The organism is Exiguobacterium aurantiacum (assembly GCF_024362205.1).
Lineage (GTDB): Bacteria > Bacillota > Bacilli > Exiguobacteriales > Exiguobacteriaceae > Exiguobacterium > Exiguobacterium aurantiacum_B.
In genome coordinates, this window is record NZ_CP101462.1 from 1086886 (window position 1) to 1103086 (window position 16201).

15 protein-coding genes and 1 other annotated feature are annotated in these 16201 nt (G+C 51.4%); of the genes, 8 read left to right on the top strand and 7 right to left on the bottom strand.

All coding sequences use genetic code 11. From position 1 onward, the window contains the following. The first annotated feature begins 18 nt into the window (after nt 1-18). Complete coding sequence (locus NMQ00_RS05655; RefSeq protein WP_131484980.1) at nt 19-471, top strand: Dps family protein; 453 nt, start codon at nt 19-21, stop codon at nt 469-471. A gap of 34 nt (nt 472-505) precedes the next feature. Here the strand turns inward: NMQ00_RS05655 and NMQ00_RS05660 are convergent, their stop codons facing one another. After that, nucleotides 506-1618 carry an aminopeptidase gene (locus NMQ00_RS05660; protein ID WP_131484979.1) on the bottom strand — a complete coding sequence of 371 codons (1113 nt, stop codon included), beginning with the start codon at nt 1616-1618 and terminating at the stop codon, nt 506-508. A 172-nt stretch (nt 1619-1790) separates the two neighbouring features. Here NMQ00_RS05660 and NMQ00_RS05665 point away from each other — a divergent pair, with 172 nt between their 5' ends. The 4 genes from NMQ00_RS05665 (at nt 1791) to ccpA (ending at nt 5432) form a co-directional block, all read left to right on the top strand. Continuing rightward, nucleotides 1791-2315: a DUF948 domain-containing protein gene (locus NMQ00_RS05665; RefSeq protein ID WP_131484978.1), complete on the top strand. Its 525-nt coding sequence runs from the start codon at nt 1791-1793 to the stop codon at nt 2313-2315. 22 nt (nt 2316-2337) lie between these two features. Further along, nucleotides 2338-3063, top strand: coding sequence for a YtxH domain-containing protein (locus tag NMQ00_RS05670; RefSeq protein ID WP_255178298.1), 726 nt, complete (start codon nt 2338-2340; stop codon nt 3061-3063). A 137-nt stretch (nt 3064-3200) separates the two neighbouring features. After that, a complete protein-coding gene (locus NMQ00_RS05675) occupies nt 3201-4292 on the top strand; it encodes a bifunctional 3-deoxy-7-phosphoheptulonate synthase/chorismate mutase (RefSeq protein WP_255178299.1) in 1092 nt (363 codons plus the stop codon). Nucleotides 4293-4418: 126 nt separating this feature from the next. After that, a complete protein-coding gene (gene ccpA / locus NMQ00_RS05680; RefSeq protein ID WP_255178300.1) occupies nt 4419-5432 on the top strand; it encodes a catabolite control protein A in 1014 nt (337 codons plus the stop codon). A 49-nt stretch (nt 5433-5481) separates the two neighbouring features. On the opposite strand, the gene NMQ00_RS05685 is transcribed toward ccpA, so the two are convergent. From NMQ00_RS05685 to NMQ00_RS05695, 3 genes are read right to left on the bottom strand one after another with little or no spacing between them, the layout of a single operon-like run. Continuing rightward, complete coding sequence (locus NMQ00_RS05685) at nt 5482-6651, bottom strand: acetoin utilization protein AcuC (protein ID WP_255178301.1); 1170 nt, start codon at nt 6649-6651, stop codon at nt 5482-5484. After that, nucleotides 6648-7280 (bottom strand): acetoin utilization AcuB family protein, encoded by a 633-nt coding sequence (locus NMQ00_RS05690; protein WP_255178302.1) that lies wholly within the window; start codon nt 7278-7280, stop codon nt 6648-6650. The genes NMQ00_RS05685 and NMQ00_RS05690 overlap by 4 nt, the downstream gene beginning before the upstream one ends. 12 nt (nt 7281-7292) lie before the next feature. Continuing rightward, on the bottom strand, nt 7293-7922 hold the full coding sequence (locus NMQ00_RS05695) for a GNAT family N-acetyltransferase (protein WP_255178303.1): 630 nt from the start codon (nt 7920-7922) through the stop codon (nt 7293-7295). A gap of 155 nt (nt 7923-8077) precedes the next feature. On the opposite strand from NMQ00_RS05695, the gene acsA reads away from it, so the two are divergent. Further along, the gene (gene acsA / locus NMQ00_RS05700; protein ID WP_255178304.1) at nt 8078-9784 is read left to right on the top strand and encodes an acetate--CoA ligase; all 1707 of its coding nucleotides are present in this window, start codon (nt 8078-8080) and stop codon (nt 9782-9784) included. Nucleotides 9785-9828: 44 nt separating this feature from the next. Here acsA and NMQ00_RS05705 read toward each other — a convergent pair whose 3' ends face one another. Continuing rightward, nucleotides 9829-12324 carry a transglycosylase domain-containing protein gene (locus NMQ00_RS05705; protein WP_255178305.1) on the bottom strand — a complete coding sequence of 832 codons (2496 nt, stop codon included), beginning with the start codon at nt 12322-12324 and terminating at the stop codon, nt 9829-9831. A 168-nt stretch (nt 12325-12492) separates the two neighbouring features. Continuing rightward, nucleotides 12493-12690 (top strand) — a binding site (T-box leader). 47 nt (nt 12691-12737) lie between these two features. On the opposite strand from NMQ00_RS05705, the gene tyrS reads away from it, so the two are divergent. Both tyrS and NMQ00_RS05715 read left to right on the top strand, forming a co-directional pair. Then, entirely contained in the window at nt 12738-13985 is a 1248-nt protein-coding gene (gene tyrS / locus NMQ00_RS05710) for a tyrosine--tRNA ligase (protein ID WP_255178306.1), read from the top strand. Between the two features lie 107 nt (nt 13986-14092). Next, complete coding sequence (locus NMQ00_RS05715) at nt 14093-14719, top strand: GTP pyrophosphokinase (RefSeq protein WP_255178307.1); 627 nt, start codon at nt 14093-14095, stop codon at nt 14717-14719. A gap of 43 nt (nt 14720-14762) precedes the next feature. Here NMQ00_RS05715 and rpsD read toward each other — a convergent pair whose 3' ends face one another. Both rpsD and NMQ00_RS05725 read right to left on the bottom strand, forming a co-directional pair. Next, complete coding sequence (gene rpsD, locus NMQ00_RS05720) at nt 14763-15362, bottom strand: 30S ribosomal protein S4 (RefSeq protein ID WP_029595169.1); 600 nt, start codon at nt 15360-15362, stop codon at nt 14763-14765. Between the two features lie 223 nt (nt 15363-15585). Beyond that, nucleotides 15586-16068, bottom strand: coding sequence for a GAF domain-containing protein (locus tag NMQ00_RS05725; RefSeq protein ID WP_138859180.1), 483 nt, complete (start codon nt 16066-16068; stop codon nt 15586-15588). Nucleotides 16069-16201 lie beyond the last annotated feature (133 nt).

Sequence of the window (16201 nt, forward strand, 5' to 3'; positions counted from 1 at the left end):
GAAAAGGAGATGTTAAGGATGGCAAGCCAAGGCGCATTGAACACATTGAACAAAGAGGTGGCCAACTACGGCCTCTTATTCGTCAAACTGCATAACTACCACTGGTACATTAGCGGACCTCACTTCTTCACGTATCACGAAAAGTTAGAGGAACTGTATAACCTCGTCGCTGAATTGTACGATGACGTGGCGGAGCGTCTCTTGATGAACGACGGCGAACCGTATGCGACGATGAAAGAATATCTTGAACATTCGACGTTGCAAGAAGGGGATCGTCACGCGGATACCGAGCAGATGATCAAAGACGTCATCGGTGACTTCAAACAAATCCGTCAAGAGATGCAAGACGCGATGGAAAACTTCGAAGACGGGGACGAAGCAATCGAAGACACGTTCGTGTCTCACATCGAACGCCTCGAGAAAGAGATTTGGATGATGTCGGCAGCGCTCGGCAAAAAGACCAAACTGTAAAAAATAAGCGTGCCGCAATCGGCACGCTTATTTTTTATTTTAAGTTTTCTGGATTGAGTGGCAAGAGCGAATCGACGACAAAACGTCCGTCTTTGCGAATCAAGACGTCATCGAACCAAATCTCGCCGCCGCCGTAATCAGGGCGTTGGATATTGACGAGATCCCAGTGGATTGAAGAGTCGTTCCCGTTATAGGCATCATCGTAAGCCTGACCCGGTGTGAAATGGAAGCTGCCGTCGATTTTCTCGTCGAACAAGATATCTTTCATCGGGTGCTGGATGTACGGGTTGACGCCGATGGCGAATTCGCCGACATAGCGTGCGCCTTCATCCGTGTTGAACACTTCATTGATCCGGTCTGTATCGTTTGCCGTAGCGTCGACGATTTTTCCATCTTGGAACGTCAACGACACGTTCTCGAACGTGAAGCCGTGATACGGAGACGGTGTGTTATAGGTGATGACGCCGTTGATCGAGTCTTTAACCGGCGCTGTGAACACTTCACCGTCCGGGATGTTCATTTGACCCGAGCACTTAATGGCCGGGATGTCCTTGATTGAGAAGGTGAGGTCCGTTCCCGGGCCTTTGATGGTGACACGGTCGGTCTCGTTCATTAGCGTGACGAGTGCGTCCATGGCCCGGTCCATCTTCCCATAGTCGAGTGTACAGACGTTGAAATAGAAATCCTCGAATGCCTCGGTCGATTTACCGGCGAGTTGCGCCATCGATGGCGACGGGTAACGGAGTACGACCCATTTCGTACCTTTGACGCGGTCCTCGGTATGCATTTTGCCGATCGTGGCCCCGACGAGTTTTTGTTGTTCGGCCGGAACGTCCGATAGCTCGTTAATGTTATCACCGGCCCGAAGTCCGATATAGGCGTCCATCGCCTGCATCTGTTTGCGCTCGATGTCGGCCATGAGCTCGAGCTGCTCCCGGCTCGCCCCTGTGTAGAGCTTGCGCAAAATACGGCTCTCTTTCAACAAGACGAACGGATGCCCCCCGGCTTCGTACGCTTTCTCGACAAGCGCTTCGACGAGCGACTCCTCGACACCGAAATTTTCGATTAGAACGCGTTCCCCTTGCTTCAACTCAACTGAATAATTGATTAATCCGTCGGCGAGTTGTGTGATTCTTGGATCTCTCATACGTGCACCCCTTTAACTTTTTTTAATTTATTTCTATTTTAGTGTAATCGAAAACATAAAAACGGGTAAAGGAATAATCAGACCGGATGGCGAAAACGGTTGTGACAAATCTTTTCAGTCATAATGGTGCTATAATGAAACCACCACATTATCGAACAGGAGGAATGGATGCATGGAAATCACATTAGGAGGCATTGCAGGGCTCATCGCGGCACTCGCATTTGTCGTACTCGTATTTTTCTTGGCACGCGTCTTGTCGAACGTCAATCGGACACTCGGTAGCGTCGCCAACACAACGGAAAACTTAGAACGTCAATTAGACGGAATTACAATGGAAGTGACGGCGCTCTTACATAAGACGAACCGTCTCGTAGATAACGTCGAAGAGAAAACAGAATTGCTCGCACCGGTGGCTCACGCGCTTGATGAGCTTGGCACGTCACTTAACGAAGTGACAGAATCGGTACGAACGGTTTCTTCTTCTGTTCACGTGGCAGCAGATGAAAATAAAGACCAAATCGCCCAAGCGGTACGTTGGGGATCTGTCGCTGTAGAATTATTTAAGAAAAATAAACCCGAAACATCTTCAGACGAACGACCATCACGTCGTCGTGGACGCCGGGACCGAAAACAAGAACAAGAACCGACAACGGTCTCACCAGGATTGATTGCGACAGACGATACAATCAAATCATAACCATCACAAGGAGGAAGTAACGATGACATACGATAAGAACAAAACATATAACAATGAGCAGCAATCGAGCGGTGGATTTTTGGCAGGTGTCGTTCTCGGTGGCGTAATCGGCGCAGCCGTGGCGCTCCTCACAGCACCGAAGAGCGGTCGTGAAGTACGTACGTACTTAGACGAGAAGACGGCGACGTCGCGTGAGCGATTGACAGTCAAATCGAAAGAAGTACGCGAAAAAGCGGAGCCGGTCGTCGGCGAATGGATCAAAGTGGCGAGCGATAAAGCAGCGCCGGTCTTGAACCTCGTCAAAGACAAAGCACGGGAAGCTGCTGAATTGAAACAACAAGTCGACGAAGACGAGTTGTCAATCGAAGAAGCGATGGAGAAAGCCGACCAACTCGTAGCCGAGGCAGAAGCTGAAGTAAAAGAGCAACTCGACCGCGCTTCAGAAGATCAGTCGAGCGAAACGAAAGCATCGAACGAATCAACTGATTCGTCGAAAGCAGATGCTAAATTTGATGCCTCAACTGAAAAAACGAAGTCATCAGAAAACAAATCGAACGCGAACAAAGCAAATACAAACAAAGCAAATACAAACAAATCGGCGGCGAACAAACAAGAAGCAACGAGCAGCCGTGATCAATCGGAAAATTATGAATCGGATTTCGAGGCCCCTGTCAAAGACTTACTCGACGATGAGTCGAAACAAGAATTGAAGGACTTGAAAAACGATCTTAAAAATGGCAACAAATAAGTGATGACGCGTCCGGACCGTCCGGGCGCTTTTTTTTGTTGATTTTGTGTCGTCAGCCCATTTCCCTATGACAAAGCGATTAAAGTTCGTTATAATTAGGAATCTGGAAAGAACGGCTTAGAAATGAGAGGGTAATTATGAGTCCACAAGATCAGTTGAATCGATTACGTCGCGAGATGGATGAGTTGAATCGTGAGATGCTCGACTTGCTCAGCCGCCGCGGCACACTTGCTGTTGAGATTGGAAAAGTAAAACGTCTGCAAGGTGTGGAGCGATACGATCCGGTACGTGAACGTGAGATGCTCGACTTTGTCGCTGCGGAGAATCCGGGTCCGTTCGAGACGGCTCGCCTGCAACATCTGTTCAAAGAGATGTTCAAGGCCTCGGCCGAGCTGCAAGGCGAAGACCGTGACAAGACGTTGCTCGTTTCGCGGAAACGCCAAGCTGAAGACACCATCGTCACGCTCGATGATGTCACAATCGGTAATGGACGTCCGCAATTGATTGCGGGACCATGCGCGGTCGAATCGTTCGAGCAAGTGAACGCCGTCGCTGAAAAACTGGCGCTGTCGGGTGTGAAAATCTTGCGCGGCGGGGCGTATAAGCCACGTACATCTCCATACGACTTCCAAGGTCTCGGCTTCGAGGGATTGAAACTGTTGAAGCAAGCGGCAGATCGTCATGACTTACGGGTCATCTCTGAAATCATGACACCTGGTGCAGTCGAATCGGCACTGCCTTATGTGGACATCATCCAGGTCGGTGCGCGCAATATGCAAAACTTCGACTTGTTAAAAGAAGTCGGGAAGACGGATAAGCCGGTGCTCTTGAAACGTGGCTTGTCGGCGACGATTGAAGAGTTCATCTATGCGGCCGAGTATATTATGGCGAGCGGCAACAACCAAGTCATCTTGTGCGAACGCGGCATTCGGACGTATGAGCGGGCGACACGCAACACGCTCGATATCACGGCTGTTCCGATTTTGAAACAAGAGACGCATTTGCCAGTCATGGTCGACGTCACGCACTCGACAGGACGACGCGACTTGTTACTGCCGGCGGCCAAAGCAGCGCTTGCAGTCGGAGCGGATGGGGTCATGGTGGAAGTCCACCCAAATCCGGCCATCGCCTTATCGGATGCCCAGCAACAACTCGATTTCGACCAATTCGATCAATTCGTGAACGGGCTAACGGCCCAGTTCCCTCAACTTGATTTGGTGAAAAAGTAAACTTTCCAATTGGAAACGTTTTATATAGCGTGAAGACAGGGTAAAATGATGACAGATACCTGTCTTCCTTTTTTGACACGTTTTTTGAAAATCGTTTGAAAATCATTGCTTGTAGGAGGAGTTTTAATGAATAGTAACAATGTAACGATCTATGATGTCGCACGAGAAGCCGGGGTGTCGATGGCAACCGTCTCACGCGTCGTCAATGGAAACCCGAACGTCAAGCCGACGACCCGCAAGAAAGTCCAGGACGCAATCGACCGTCTCGGCTATCGCCCGAACGCCGTCGCGCGTGGACTGGCCAGCAAGAAGACGACGACGGTCGGCGTCATCGTCCCTGATATCTCGAATATCTTCTTCGCAGACCTTGCGCGCGGCATCGAGGACGTCGCAACGATGTACAAGTACAACATCATCCTCGGGAACTCGGACTCGAACCGTGACAAAGAGATTCATTTGTTGAACACATTGCTCGGAAAACAAGTCGACGGCATCATTTTCATGGGTGGTCGTCTGCACGAAGACCTCGTCAACGAGTTTAAAAAGTCACCAGTCCCAATCGTTCTCGCGGCGACACTCAACCAAGGGTATGACCTCCCTGCGGTCAACATCGATTATGAGCAAGCGGCATACGATGCGACCGAAATGTTGATTGGCCACGGTCATAAACAAGTCGGCTTCATCACAGGTCCACTCGAGCAACAAATCAATGGCGAGAAGAAATTCTCTGGTTACCGCCGTGCCCTTGACGACGCCGGACTCCCGTTCCGTGAGAATGACGTCGTCCTTGGGAATTACACGTATGCATCAGGCCTCGAGGCGATGCAGAAGATGCTCGAACGTGACGATTGCCCGAAAGCAATTTTCGCCGGTACGGATGAGATGGCACTCGGTGTCATTCACGCGATTCAAGACGCCGGTTTCTCGGTCCCGAACGATTTTGAGGTCGTCGGCCATGATAACACGCGTCTCGCTACGATGATTCGTCCGAAATTGACGACGGTCGTCCAACCGATGTATGACATCGGTGCCGTCGCGATGCGTCTCTTGACGAAAATTTTGAACGCGGAAGAAGTCGAAGAGAAGAACGTCGTCTTGCCGCACCGCATCGAACGTCGCGATTCGGTACGTCAAGACTGAATAAAAATCCCCTTGCCTGTCGGAGTCACTCCGCGGACGAGGGGATTTTTTAGACATATATTGATTTGCGATCGTTCGAAATGAACGGCCAGAACGCCCGTTTCGTCACTTCCCAATTCTTCTCCTCGATCTGTTGGCGTCGGGGAATATGTTGGAACGTGTACGGATGGTCATCCCAGCATGTCGGCAAGGCTAAATCCGCTTTGTCCTGCCACTGCTCGATCCATTCGGGCGGAATGTCGCCGCTGTACGGCGCCTCGCGCGTCAGTCCGGCCCACACTTGCGCCCAGGCGCGTGGCACCGTCCGATACCAATCATACCCTCCGCCACCGAGGGCGACGAGTCTTCCTTCCGTATACTCATCGGCAAGTCGAGAGGCGATTTGAGGAATCTGTTCGAACGTCCGAATCGTCGAGGCAAGGTGCGTCAACGGATCGAACGCATGGGCATCGGCCCCGTTCTGCGTCACGATGATATCCGGCTTGAACCATTCGCACGCTTCCCGGAACACTGTCTCGTAACAGCGCAAGAAAGACTCGTCTTGGGTGAACGCATCGACCGGGACGTTCCAGCTATAGCCGTACCCATTCCCGTTGCCGCGCTCTGTGACGGCTCCTGTTCCCGGGAACAGGTAGCGGCCGGTCTCGTGGATGGATAACGTCATCACATCGTCATCGTCATAGAACAGCCATTGGACGCCGTCTCCGTGGTGGGCGTCAGTATCGACATAGAGGACCCGGCTGCCGTACGCTTTACGGACGTGGGCGATGGCGACGGCCGCGTCGTTATACACGCAAAATCCGGACGCTTTTCGTCTCATCCCGTGATGCAGTCCGCCTCCGACGTGGAAGGCACGCTCCAGTTTGCCGCTCGCGACCAAATCGAGCGCGTGGACGGTGCCCCCGACGAGCCGGGCCGCCCCTTCATGAATCGTTGGGAAAATCGGAGTGTCTTCCGTCCCGAGGCCGAACTTGTTTGCTTTCAACGTCGACAGCTCACCTGCCGCCGCCGCTTGGACCGCCTCGATATAGTCGAGGTCGTGGACGAGGGCGAGCGACTCGATCGATGCAAGGGGTGGGGCAATACACTCGGAGGCTTGGAGCTTGCCTGAGGCGATCAGGAGGGACGTCGTCAGCTTCAGGCGAATCGGATTGAATGGATGGTCCTCGTGGAAACGGTACGAATTCTCGTTCTCCCCGAATATGTAGGCCGGTCTCATTGGGACATCTCCGGACCGAGCACGTCGAAACCTTCACGCTTCAATCGTTCGATGATGCGGAGCGGATTCATCGTCTGGACGCGGAACGAGATGATCCGTTTGTACGGGTCGGCCGTCGGATGGACGAACACGTTGATGATGTTCACGTTCGTCTTGGCGAGAAGACGCGTCACTTTCTCGAGCGTGCCGGTCGTATTCTCGACTAAGATTTCAATTTGCGAACTCGGTTCGAGTGCACCGGTCAATTGAACGAAGTACCGCAACAAGTCCGTCTCGGTCAACACACCGACGAGTTTGCCTTGTTCGATGATCGGAAGACATGTCAAACGATATTCATAAAACAGAGCGGCCGCATCCTCAAAAAAATCGTACGGATGCGCCGTGGTCACATCCTGCCGCATGATGCTCGAGACTGGGTTTTTAAAGTCGGCGCTCTCGCTTTCGGGGTGGAACACACTCGTCGCACCGCTCATCTCGAACTGGCCGACGATTCCGACGACTTGACGGGCCGGATTCGTGACGATGAGATGGCGCACTTTATGGTCGCGCATGAGCTTGGCCGCATGGGCGATCGTATTAGTCGGCTGAATCGTCACGACATGACGATTCATCATTTGTTCAATCAGCATCCAGATTCCTCCTTAGTCATACATGAACCGGCGTCGCAGCCGGAGTGAATCGAAGTGGTCGATCGTCTCTTGACGGACGTTTTGGCCGATTCGTGCCATCAGACAATTGGCCGGGTGCGAGGCGATTTCCGGGTCGTCGGTCGGGAAGAAGACGAGCCCGCCGTGGTTCATCATCTTCTCCATCACTTTTCGGTAATCCCAAATGGAGAGCCCGCTTCCTTTTAGGTCCCAGTGCCAATAATATTCTGTCGTCAAAATCAAAAAGTCGTCCATATGCGGGTCCAACATTGATACCTCTAGGAGCTGTTTTCCGATTCGTTGACCGCGGTAGCGCGGGCTCACTTCAATGGCACCGAGCTCAAGAATATACGGGTCGTTTCCTTCGCTCCAACGTTCATATGGGTCTGGATATAAATACGTCACGTAGCCGATGACAAGATCATCGACGCGGGCCACGATGATGCGGCCTTCCTTCAAGTCAGCGATTTCGACGAGTGCCTTATGTTGGTCCTCTGGTTCACGAAATGCAGTCAATCCCTCATCGAGGCAATACGTCGCCAGTACATCACTCTCGATGGGTCCATCGATGATTACGGCTCCGAGTGAGGTTTCCCACACCTTTGAATGATATTGTTTTTCCATGGAGTCACCACCTTTTCCATCTTCTATTATAGCGCTTTCATTCCACTTCGTTCACGCTCTTTTGGAGATTTTGGAAATTCATTGATTTGTCACAATATTAACACTATACTGAAAGTGGTTATACCATTCATTACAGGGGAGGCGAATCTTTAGCGATGGAAAAATTGAAAGCGTTATCAGGGGAACATCAATTGTCGTCGTATGAAGAGGCTTGTCAGTCGTTCGAGTGGACACAAGCAGAAGCATTATTTTCTTGGAATTTGACGGGGAACGTCAACATGGCATACGAGGCGATCGACCGTCACGCCGAAGGTGAACTTGCCACCAAACTGGCATTGCTCTATTTCGATGGGGAACGAGAAGAGCGCTATACGTATGTAGATATGAAACGAGAGAGCAATCGGTCCGGGAACGTTCTGAAATCGGTTGGAGTGGAGAAAGGCGACCGCGTCTTCATCTTCATGCCACGGAGTCCAGAACTTTATTTTATTTTGCTCGGCGCACTCAAACTTGGCGCCATCGTCGGTCCGTTGTTCGAGGCGTTCATGGAACAAGCCGTCCACGACCGTCTGCTCGACTCGGAAGCGAAAGTCATCGTGACGACCGAGGCGCTCTTGCCGCGCATCCCGGTCGATCAACTCCCACACTTGGAGACGATTCTCATCGTCGGTGACGGGGTGGAAGAGTCAGGGAAAATCATCGACTATCGTAAGTTGGCGAGTGACGCCTCGACCGACCTGGACATCACATGGGTCGACCGTGAGGACGGCATGATCTTACATTATACGTCAGGCTCGACCGGGAAGCCGAAAGGCGTCTTGCACGTCCATAACGCCATGGTGCAACACTTGATGACAGGCAAATGGGTGCTCGACTTGCAACCGGACGATATTTACTGGTGCACGGCTGACCCGGGCTGGGTGACGGGAACGAGTTACGGGATCTTCGCACCGTTCTTGAACGGGGCGACGAACGTGATCGTCGGGGGACGGTTCAATCCTGAGTTTTGGTATTCGGTCATCGAACGGTTCGGGGTCACGGTCTGGTACAGTGCGCCGACGGCGTTCCGGATGCTCATGGGTGCTGGAGAAGAGGCGTTTGAGAAGTATGACTTGTCGTCTCTCCGCCACATCCTTTCGGTCGGTGAACCGCTCAACCCGGAAGTCATTCGTTGGGGGAACGAATCGTTCGGGTTGCGGATTCACGATACGTGGTGGATGACGGAGACCGGAGCGATGATGATTTGTAACTATCCGACGATGGATATCAAACCGGGTTCGATGGGCAAAGCCATCCCGGGTTGTGAAGCCGCAATTTTAGACGACCGCGGTCAACCGCTCCCGCCGCATCGAATGGGTAATTTGGCGCTCAAGACGCCGTGGCCGTCGATGATGCGGAAGATTTGGAAGAACGATGCCAAGTATGAGAGCTACTTCTGGGGCGACTGGTACGTCTCGGGCGACTCCGCCTATATGGACGAAGACGGTTACTTCTGGTTCCAAGGCCGCGTCGATGACGTCATTATGACGGCGGGCGAACGGGTCGGTCCGTTCGAGGTCGAGAGTCGTCTTGTCGAGCACCCGGCAGTCGCCGAGGCAGGGGTTATCGGGAAACCGGACCCGGTCCGCGGGGAGATTATCAAGGCGTTCATCGCGCTTCGTAAAGGCTATGAGCCGTCAGATGAGTTGAAGGCGGAGATTCAAAAGTTCGTCAAGGAAGGTCTCGCGGCCCATGCGGCCCCGCGTGAGATTGAGTTCAAAGACAAGCTTCCGAAAACGCGAAGCGGGAAAATCATGCGTCGTGTCTTGAAGGCTTGGGAATTGAACCTTGAGACAGGTGACTTATCGACAATGGAAGATTGAACGACAAAAGGTCGACACGCGATGTGTCGACCTTTCTTGTCGGGTTAGGCGCCGTCTGCAGCTTCGGCGTCTTCTTTTTTCTTCTCTTCCTCAGCCTTTTTCTCGGCCTCAGCTTTCTTTTTAGCTTCTTCTTCAGCTTTCTTCTTATCAGCTTCAGCTTTTTTCTTCGCTTCCGCTTCCGCTTTCTTCTTGTCAGCTTCCGCTTTTGCTTTAGCGTCAGCGGCTGCTTTTTCTTTCGCAGCAGCGTCAGCTTCTTGTTTTTCTTTTTCAGCCTCTTGTTTCTTCTCTTCAGCTTCTTCTTTCTTCTTCGCCTTTTCTTCGGCTTTCTTCTTCGCTTCCTCTTCTTTCTTCTTCTCTTCGACTTTTTTCTTCTCAGAGAATGAGCCAGAGTCACCGAAGTCGCTTGCTTTTACGCTAGCTGGTTGAACGAAGCGGGCGTTCGAGTTAAATACTTCTGGACGATCGAGGTAGACGTTGTTGGCAATTTTAGACCACATACCTTGTGTCCGTTGATAGTAACGGCCATAAGCGCCTCCGTCGGTCAAACCATTTTCTTTATCGTAACCTGTCCATACAGCGAGCGTGACACCCGGTGTCGAACCGACCAAATACGAGTCGCGAATATCCTGAGTGGTACCGGTTTTACCCATCCAGTCGCCAGGAACGTTCAAGAGTGATTTGGCGTACGTCGCTGTTCCTGACGTGTAGACGTCGCGGAGCATATCAACAATGAGATACGCGGTGCGGTCGGAGTAGATACGTGTTTTTTTCGGATTCTTCTCGTAAATCACCTCGCCTTGATATTCGACGCGGTCGATGATATACGGTTCGACGTGTTCACCGCCGTTGGCGAGCATGGCATAACCCGATGCGAGTGACGCGAGTGAGACGGAGCTGACACCTAGCGCCATCGATGGTGCATCACGCGTGTCGTCTGGAACGTTCATACCCATTTGAATCAATTTCTCGGTATCACTTCTAAAATCATTTTGTTCTTCGTAAATTTTTACTGCCGGGACGTTTCGCGATTGCTTCAGTGCGTCACGCGCCGTCATCGGCCCTCTAAATGTACGGTCCTCATTTCGAACTGGGATCGTATTCGGGTTTGTACCATTTCGATACTTATATTCTTCATCGACGATGACTGTGTCCGTCGTGATGAGTCCTTTCTCGATCGCATTTGCGTAAACAAGAAGGGGTTTTGCTGTCGATCCGATTTGACGCTTCATAAGGCGGGCGCGGTTGTAATCATCAGCTTTGCCGTTCACATAACGACCGCCGACGAATCCGAGGATGCGGCCGGTCTTGTTGTCGAGCATGATGGCTGCCGTTTGCTCCGGTCCTTGCTCAGGATCGACGTTTGGAGAGTTATTTGGTCCGAAGTTGTTAACGTTCCGGGCCGGTTGTTGCATCGATTCATGCACTTCTTTATCGAGCGATAAGTGAATCTTGTAACCACCTTGACGGAGTGCGTTGTGGGCGCGCCGTCCGTATGTGTTTGTGATCTCGTTTCGGTCGTCTGCACTCAATTCGTTCAAGTTAACGCCGTCTTGTTTAAGCATATGATCCCGAACGATAATGAGGGCATCTTCTTCAGCCCATTGCACAACATACGGATAGCGATCACGCGGCTTCGATTGCGTCTTCATGAAGTCTTGCGTGATGTCGTAGTTGTACGCGGCGTCATAGTCTTCTTTTGTGATTTTGCCGGCGACATACATCCGGTTGAGTACTGTCTTCATCCGATTGATGGCCGGTGACACGTCCTCTTTGATGACACCGCCTTGATAATACGGTGTATACAGGAACGGGTTTTTCGGGATCCCGGCAAGGAAAGCGGCTTGTGGCAACGTCAACTTCTCGGCCGATGTGTTGAACACGCCGCGAGCGGCTGCTTCAATCCCTGAGATGTTGCGTCCCATCGAGTTCCGTCCGAACGAGACGACGTTCAAGTACGCGTTCAAGATCTCATCTTTGTTCATCGCTTTCTCGAGACGAAGGGCGAGTAAAATCTCTTTCGCTTTTCGTTCGAACGACACTTCGTTCGTCAGCATTTGGTTCTTGATGAGCTGTTGAGTGAGCGTTGAGCCGCCGGTCCGATCTTCAGACCCGGTCGCTTCTTGTAAGATGGCACGGAGCGTCGCTTTCGGGACGACACCATCGTGTTCGTAGAACTCGACGTCCTCTGTGGCGAGTAACGCGTCGACGACGAACGGAGAGACTTTCTCGACGTCGACAGGAACCCGTACTTCATCCGTCGTATAGTTTCCGATTCGTTCACCGCTTCCAAAATAAATGTCAGAAGTCGACGAGTAGGTGTTGATTTGTGACGTCATCGTCTTATATGCGGGTGTCGGCATATCCTTGACGAGTGAAGCGAAATACCCCGCTCCAATCCCGGTGCCTAAAAATCCAATGAGGACGACAGAAATGATGGTGAGGAGTAGCACGTTCCACGACACATCATAAAAAACATTGGCATAACGGCGGGCTTTCAAGGACTTTGGTTGGTTCCATATGTCTCGAATCTTTTGCAGCATGACAGCCTCCTTAATATGGTGTAAAACTATTTTGGACAGTAATATATACGATTATAGCACAAGTCTTTGCTGACCTTACCCCGAATCGACTGTCGGATGCAAGTTTCCATCTTCTTGGTTGACAATTTGGAAATGGAACTTATAAAATGTAAAGCATAGTCTATATAAAAAGACGCTATGAAGAAAGCGAAGTAGTCGACTGACCGCTTGTCCAGAAAGCTAGTGGGTGCTGTGAACTAGCCAATGTCAGCCGATGAATTACACTTTTGGAGCGTGCCGTTTGGCCGGGTCGAGACCGTTATCTCTCGCTACAAGTGGCCACAGCTGTGGCAATTAGGGTGGTACCGCGGAATCTCCGTCCCTTCTCAATATGAGAAGGGGCGTTTTTTATGTCAATCGAAGGAGTGGAACAGATGGAATTATTGAAGGATTTAGAATTTCGAGGTCTCGTCAACCAAATGACGGACGAATCAGGATTGAAAGAACAATTGAACAAACCGACGACGCTTTACACCGGGTTCGACCCGACGGCGGACTCGCTCCACATCGGGCACTTGCTCCCGATTTTAACGCTCAAACGTTTCCAAGAGGCCGGGCACCACGTGATCGCCCTCGTCGGTGGGGCGACCGGCATGATCGGTGACCCGTCAGGTCGTTCGGACGAGCGATCGCTCAACACGCTCGACACGGTCAAACAGTTCTCTGATCGAATCAAAGATCAATTGAGTCGCTTCTTGCCGCTTGAAGGGGAGAACCCGATCTCAATCCGCAACAACTACGAGTGGACGGAAGAGTTGTCAATCATCGACTTCTTGCGTGATATCGGCAAACACTTCCCAATCAGTTACATGCTTGCCAAAGACTCGGTCGACTCGCGTTTGGAGAACGGGATTTCGTACACGGAATTCTCGTACATGCTCTTGCAATCGTTCGACTTCTTGAAGTTGTACGAGAACGAAAACTGCCGTCTTCAAGTCGGCGGTAGCGACCAGTGGGGGAACATCACGGCCGGTCTCGAACTGATTCGCCGTTTCGGTCATTCGGAGAAGGCGTTCGGTTTAACGGTGCCGCTCGTGACGAAGTCGGACGGTCAAAAGTTCGGAAAGACGGCCGGTGGCGCGGTCTGGCTCGACGCCGATAAGACGACGCCTTACGAGTTCTACCAGTTCTGGATCAACGTCGACGACGCCGACGTCATCAAGTTCATCAAATACTTCACGTTCTTGTCGCACGACGACATTTTGGCGCTTGAAAGCGAAGTGGCATCTGCCCCTGAAAAACGTGTCGCCCAACGTCGACTCGCCGAAGAGATGACGAAACTCGTGCACGGAGAAGCGGGTCTCGATCAAGCGCTCCGCATCACGGCGGCATTCTTCAGCGGTGATTTGAAGACACTCAAGCCAGAAGATATGGACGCTGCTTTCAAAGGCATGCCTCAATTCGAACTCGATGGCGAACGCAACATCGTCGACCTTCTCGTAGAAGCGAAGATTGCGCCATCGAAACGTCAAGCTCGTGAAGACGTTCAAAACGGGGCGATCTACTTGAACGGAGAGCGCGAACAAGCACTCGACAAGACGGTGACACGCGCCGATACACTCGGTGAGTTCACGGTCATCCGCCGCGGTAAGAAAAAATACTTCGTGATCCGTCACGTTTAACCCATCCGTCCATGTCCGCAAATATTGCGAACATGGACGTTTTTTTGTGTCTCAAACCGGTTTCGGTCTGCTACGATGGCAAGTATAGACGACAAGGAGGCAAGCCTATGGATATCGAAGAATTTTTTGGCGAACAGTTCCACCAATGGCGGGAGCGATTCCGTTACTATGAGATGGCAATCACCGAACTCGAGAGCGACCTCGGCATCATCGACCTCGATTGGCAGACTCGGCTCGGCTATTCGCCGATTGAACATGTGAAGACGCGGATGAAGACGCTGCCGTCCATCATTCGAAAAATGAATCAAAAAGGGCTCCCGCTTGAAGTGGAAGCGCTCTGGGACAATATTTACGACGTCGCTGGGGTCCGGATCGTCACGAGTTTTCGTGATGACATCTATGCCATCCTCGATCATTTGAAGAAGCGGGACGATTTACAGATCGACGAGATCAAGGATTATATCAAACATCCGAAACCGAGCGGCTATCGAAGTCTCCATCTCATCGTTCGGACGAAAGTGTATTTGGCGGAACGCGTCATCTGGGTGCCGGCCGAGATTCAAATTCGCACGCTCGCCATGGACTTTTGGGCGGCGACGGAGCATAAGCTTCATTATAAATATCAGCACGTCGTCCCGGAGGCGTCGAAACTCGAGTTGATCGAGGCGGCCAGGATGGCGGATGCGCTTGATACCCAGATGGGCCGGATTCGCGAACAAATTTTAAAAAAATAAAAAAATCCCCTTTCCTGCCGAGGCAGGAAAGGGGATAAAAGCATTAACGTGAGTAGTACTCAACGATGAGTTGCTCTTTGATTTGGTCGTTCAATTCAGCGCGCTCAGGAAGACGTACGAATGTACCTTCGAGCTTTTCAGCGTCGAATGTGACGTAGTCTTTTGTAGCTGGTGCTACTTCGAGAGCTTCAGCGATCGCTTTGAAGTTTTTAGACTTCTCGCGAACTGAGATGACTTGACCTGGTTTTACACGGTAAGACGCGATGTCTACACGTGAACCGTCAACTTGGATGTGACCGTGGTTGACGAGTTGGCGCGCTCCACGACGTGTGCGAGCGAGACCCATACGGTAAACGAGGTTGTCAAGGCGTGACTCGAGCAAGAACATGAAGTTCTCACCGTGGATACCTTGCATTTTCCCTGCATCGTTGAAGATGCGACGGAATTGCTTCTCGTTGATTCCGTACATGTGACGGAGTGCTTGCTTCGCTTGAAGCTGAAGACCGTATTCAGAGATTTTACGACGACCATTTCCGTGTTGACCTGGTGCGTAAGGACGTTTTGCTAATTCTTTACCCGTTTCGCTAAGCGAGATGCCTAAGCGACGCGAGAGTTTCCAAGCTGGACCTGTGTAACGAGCCATGTTTGGACTCCTCCTTGTTGTTCATGTATTTTGCACAAAAGAACAACGGTGTCAAAGACGGGTGACGCCCCTTTCATAGGTTCAAGCACCTTCACTTGATAGCGAAGCTACGAGATGCTCCTCCGACTCAGTCGAGGCCCGAAAGGTGGATACGTCTGTCAATGACTGCTATCGTCATTTCATGCACAAAAATCAGTATACGATGAAACGATTCGCTTGTCAATCAGATGAAGCGAAGTAATGTCTGACAAAATTGCTCTAACCCTTGACGGTCGACATCCGAGAAGCGATCGAACTCCGGGCTATCGATATCGAGCACGCCGATCGTCTTGCCGTCACGGACGAGTGGGACGACGATCTCCGAGTTTGAAGCCGCGTCACAAGCGATATGGCCCGGGAATTGATGGACGTCTGCGATGAGTTGCGTCTCTTGTGTCGAGGCAGCTGTGCCGCAGACTCCTTTACCGAACGCGATATGGACGCAAGCCGGGAGGCCTTGGAACGGTCCGAGGATGAGGGCGTCTTCACCTTCTGTTAAATAGAAGCCGACCCAATTGATGCGGTCGAGGAATTGGTTGAGTAGCGCGCTCGCGTTTGAAAGGTTCGCGACGCGGTTCGTCTCACCTTCGAGAAGTGCAGCGAGTTGTTTGTTCAGTAGGTCATAACCGGCGGCCAAGTCGCCAGAGTAAGTAGTCGTTTGGAACATGTGATTCCCTCCTAATGAATGAAAGCAAGATTGATTAGCATTATGGTACACGCATTTTTTTATTTTGTCTTCATAAAAGATTCAAGCGAAAAATAACATTCTCTCCCTAAACCGTTGGAAAACCTATGCAAAT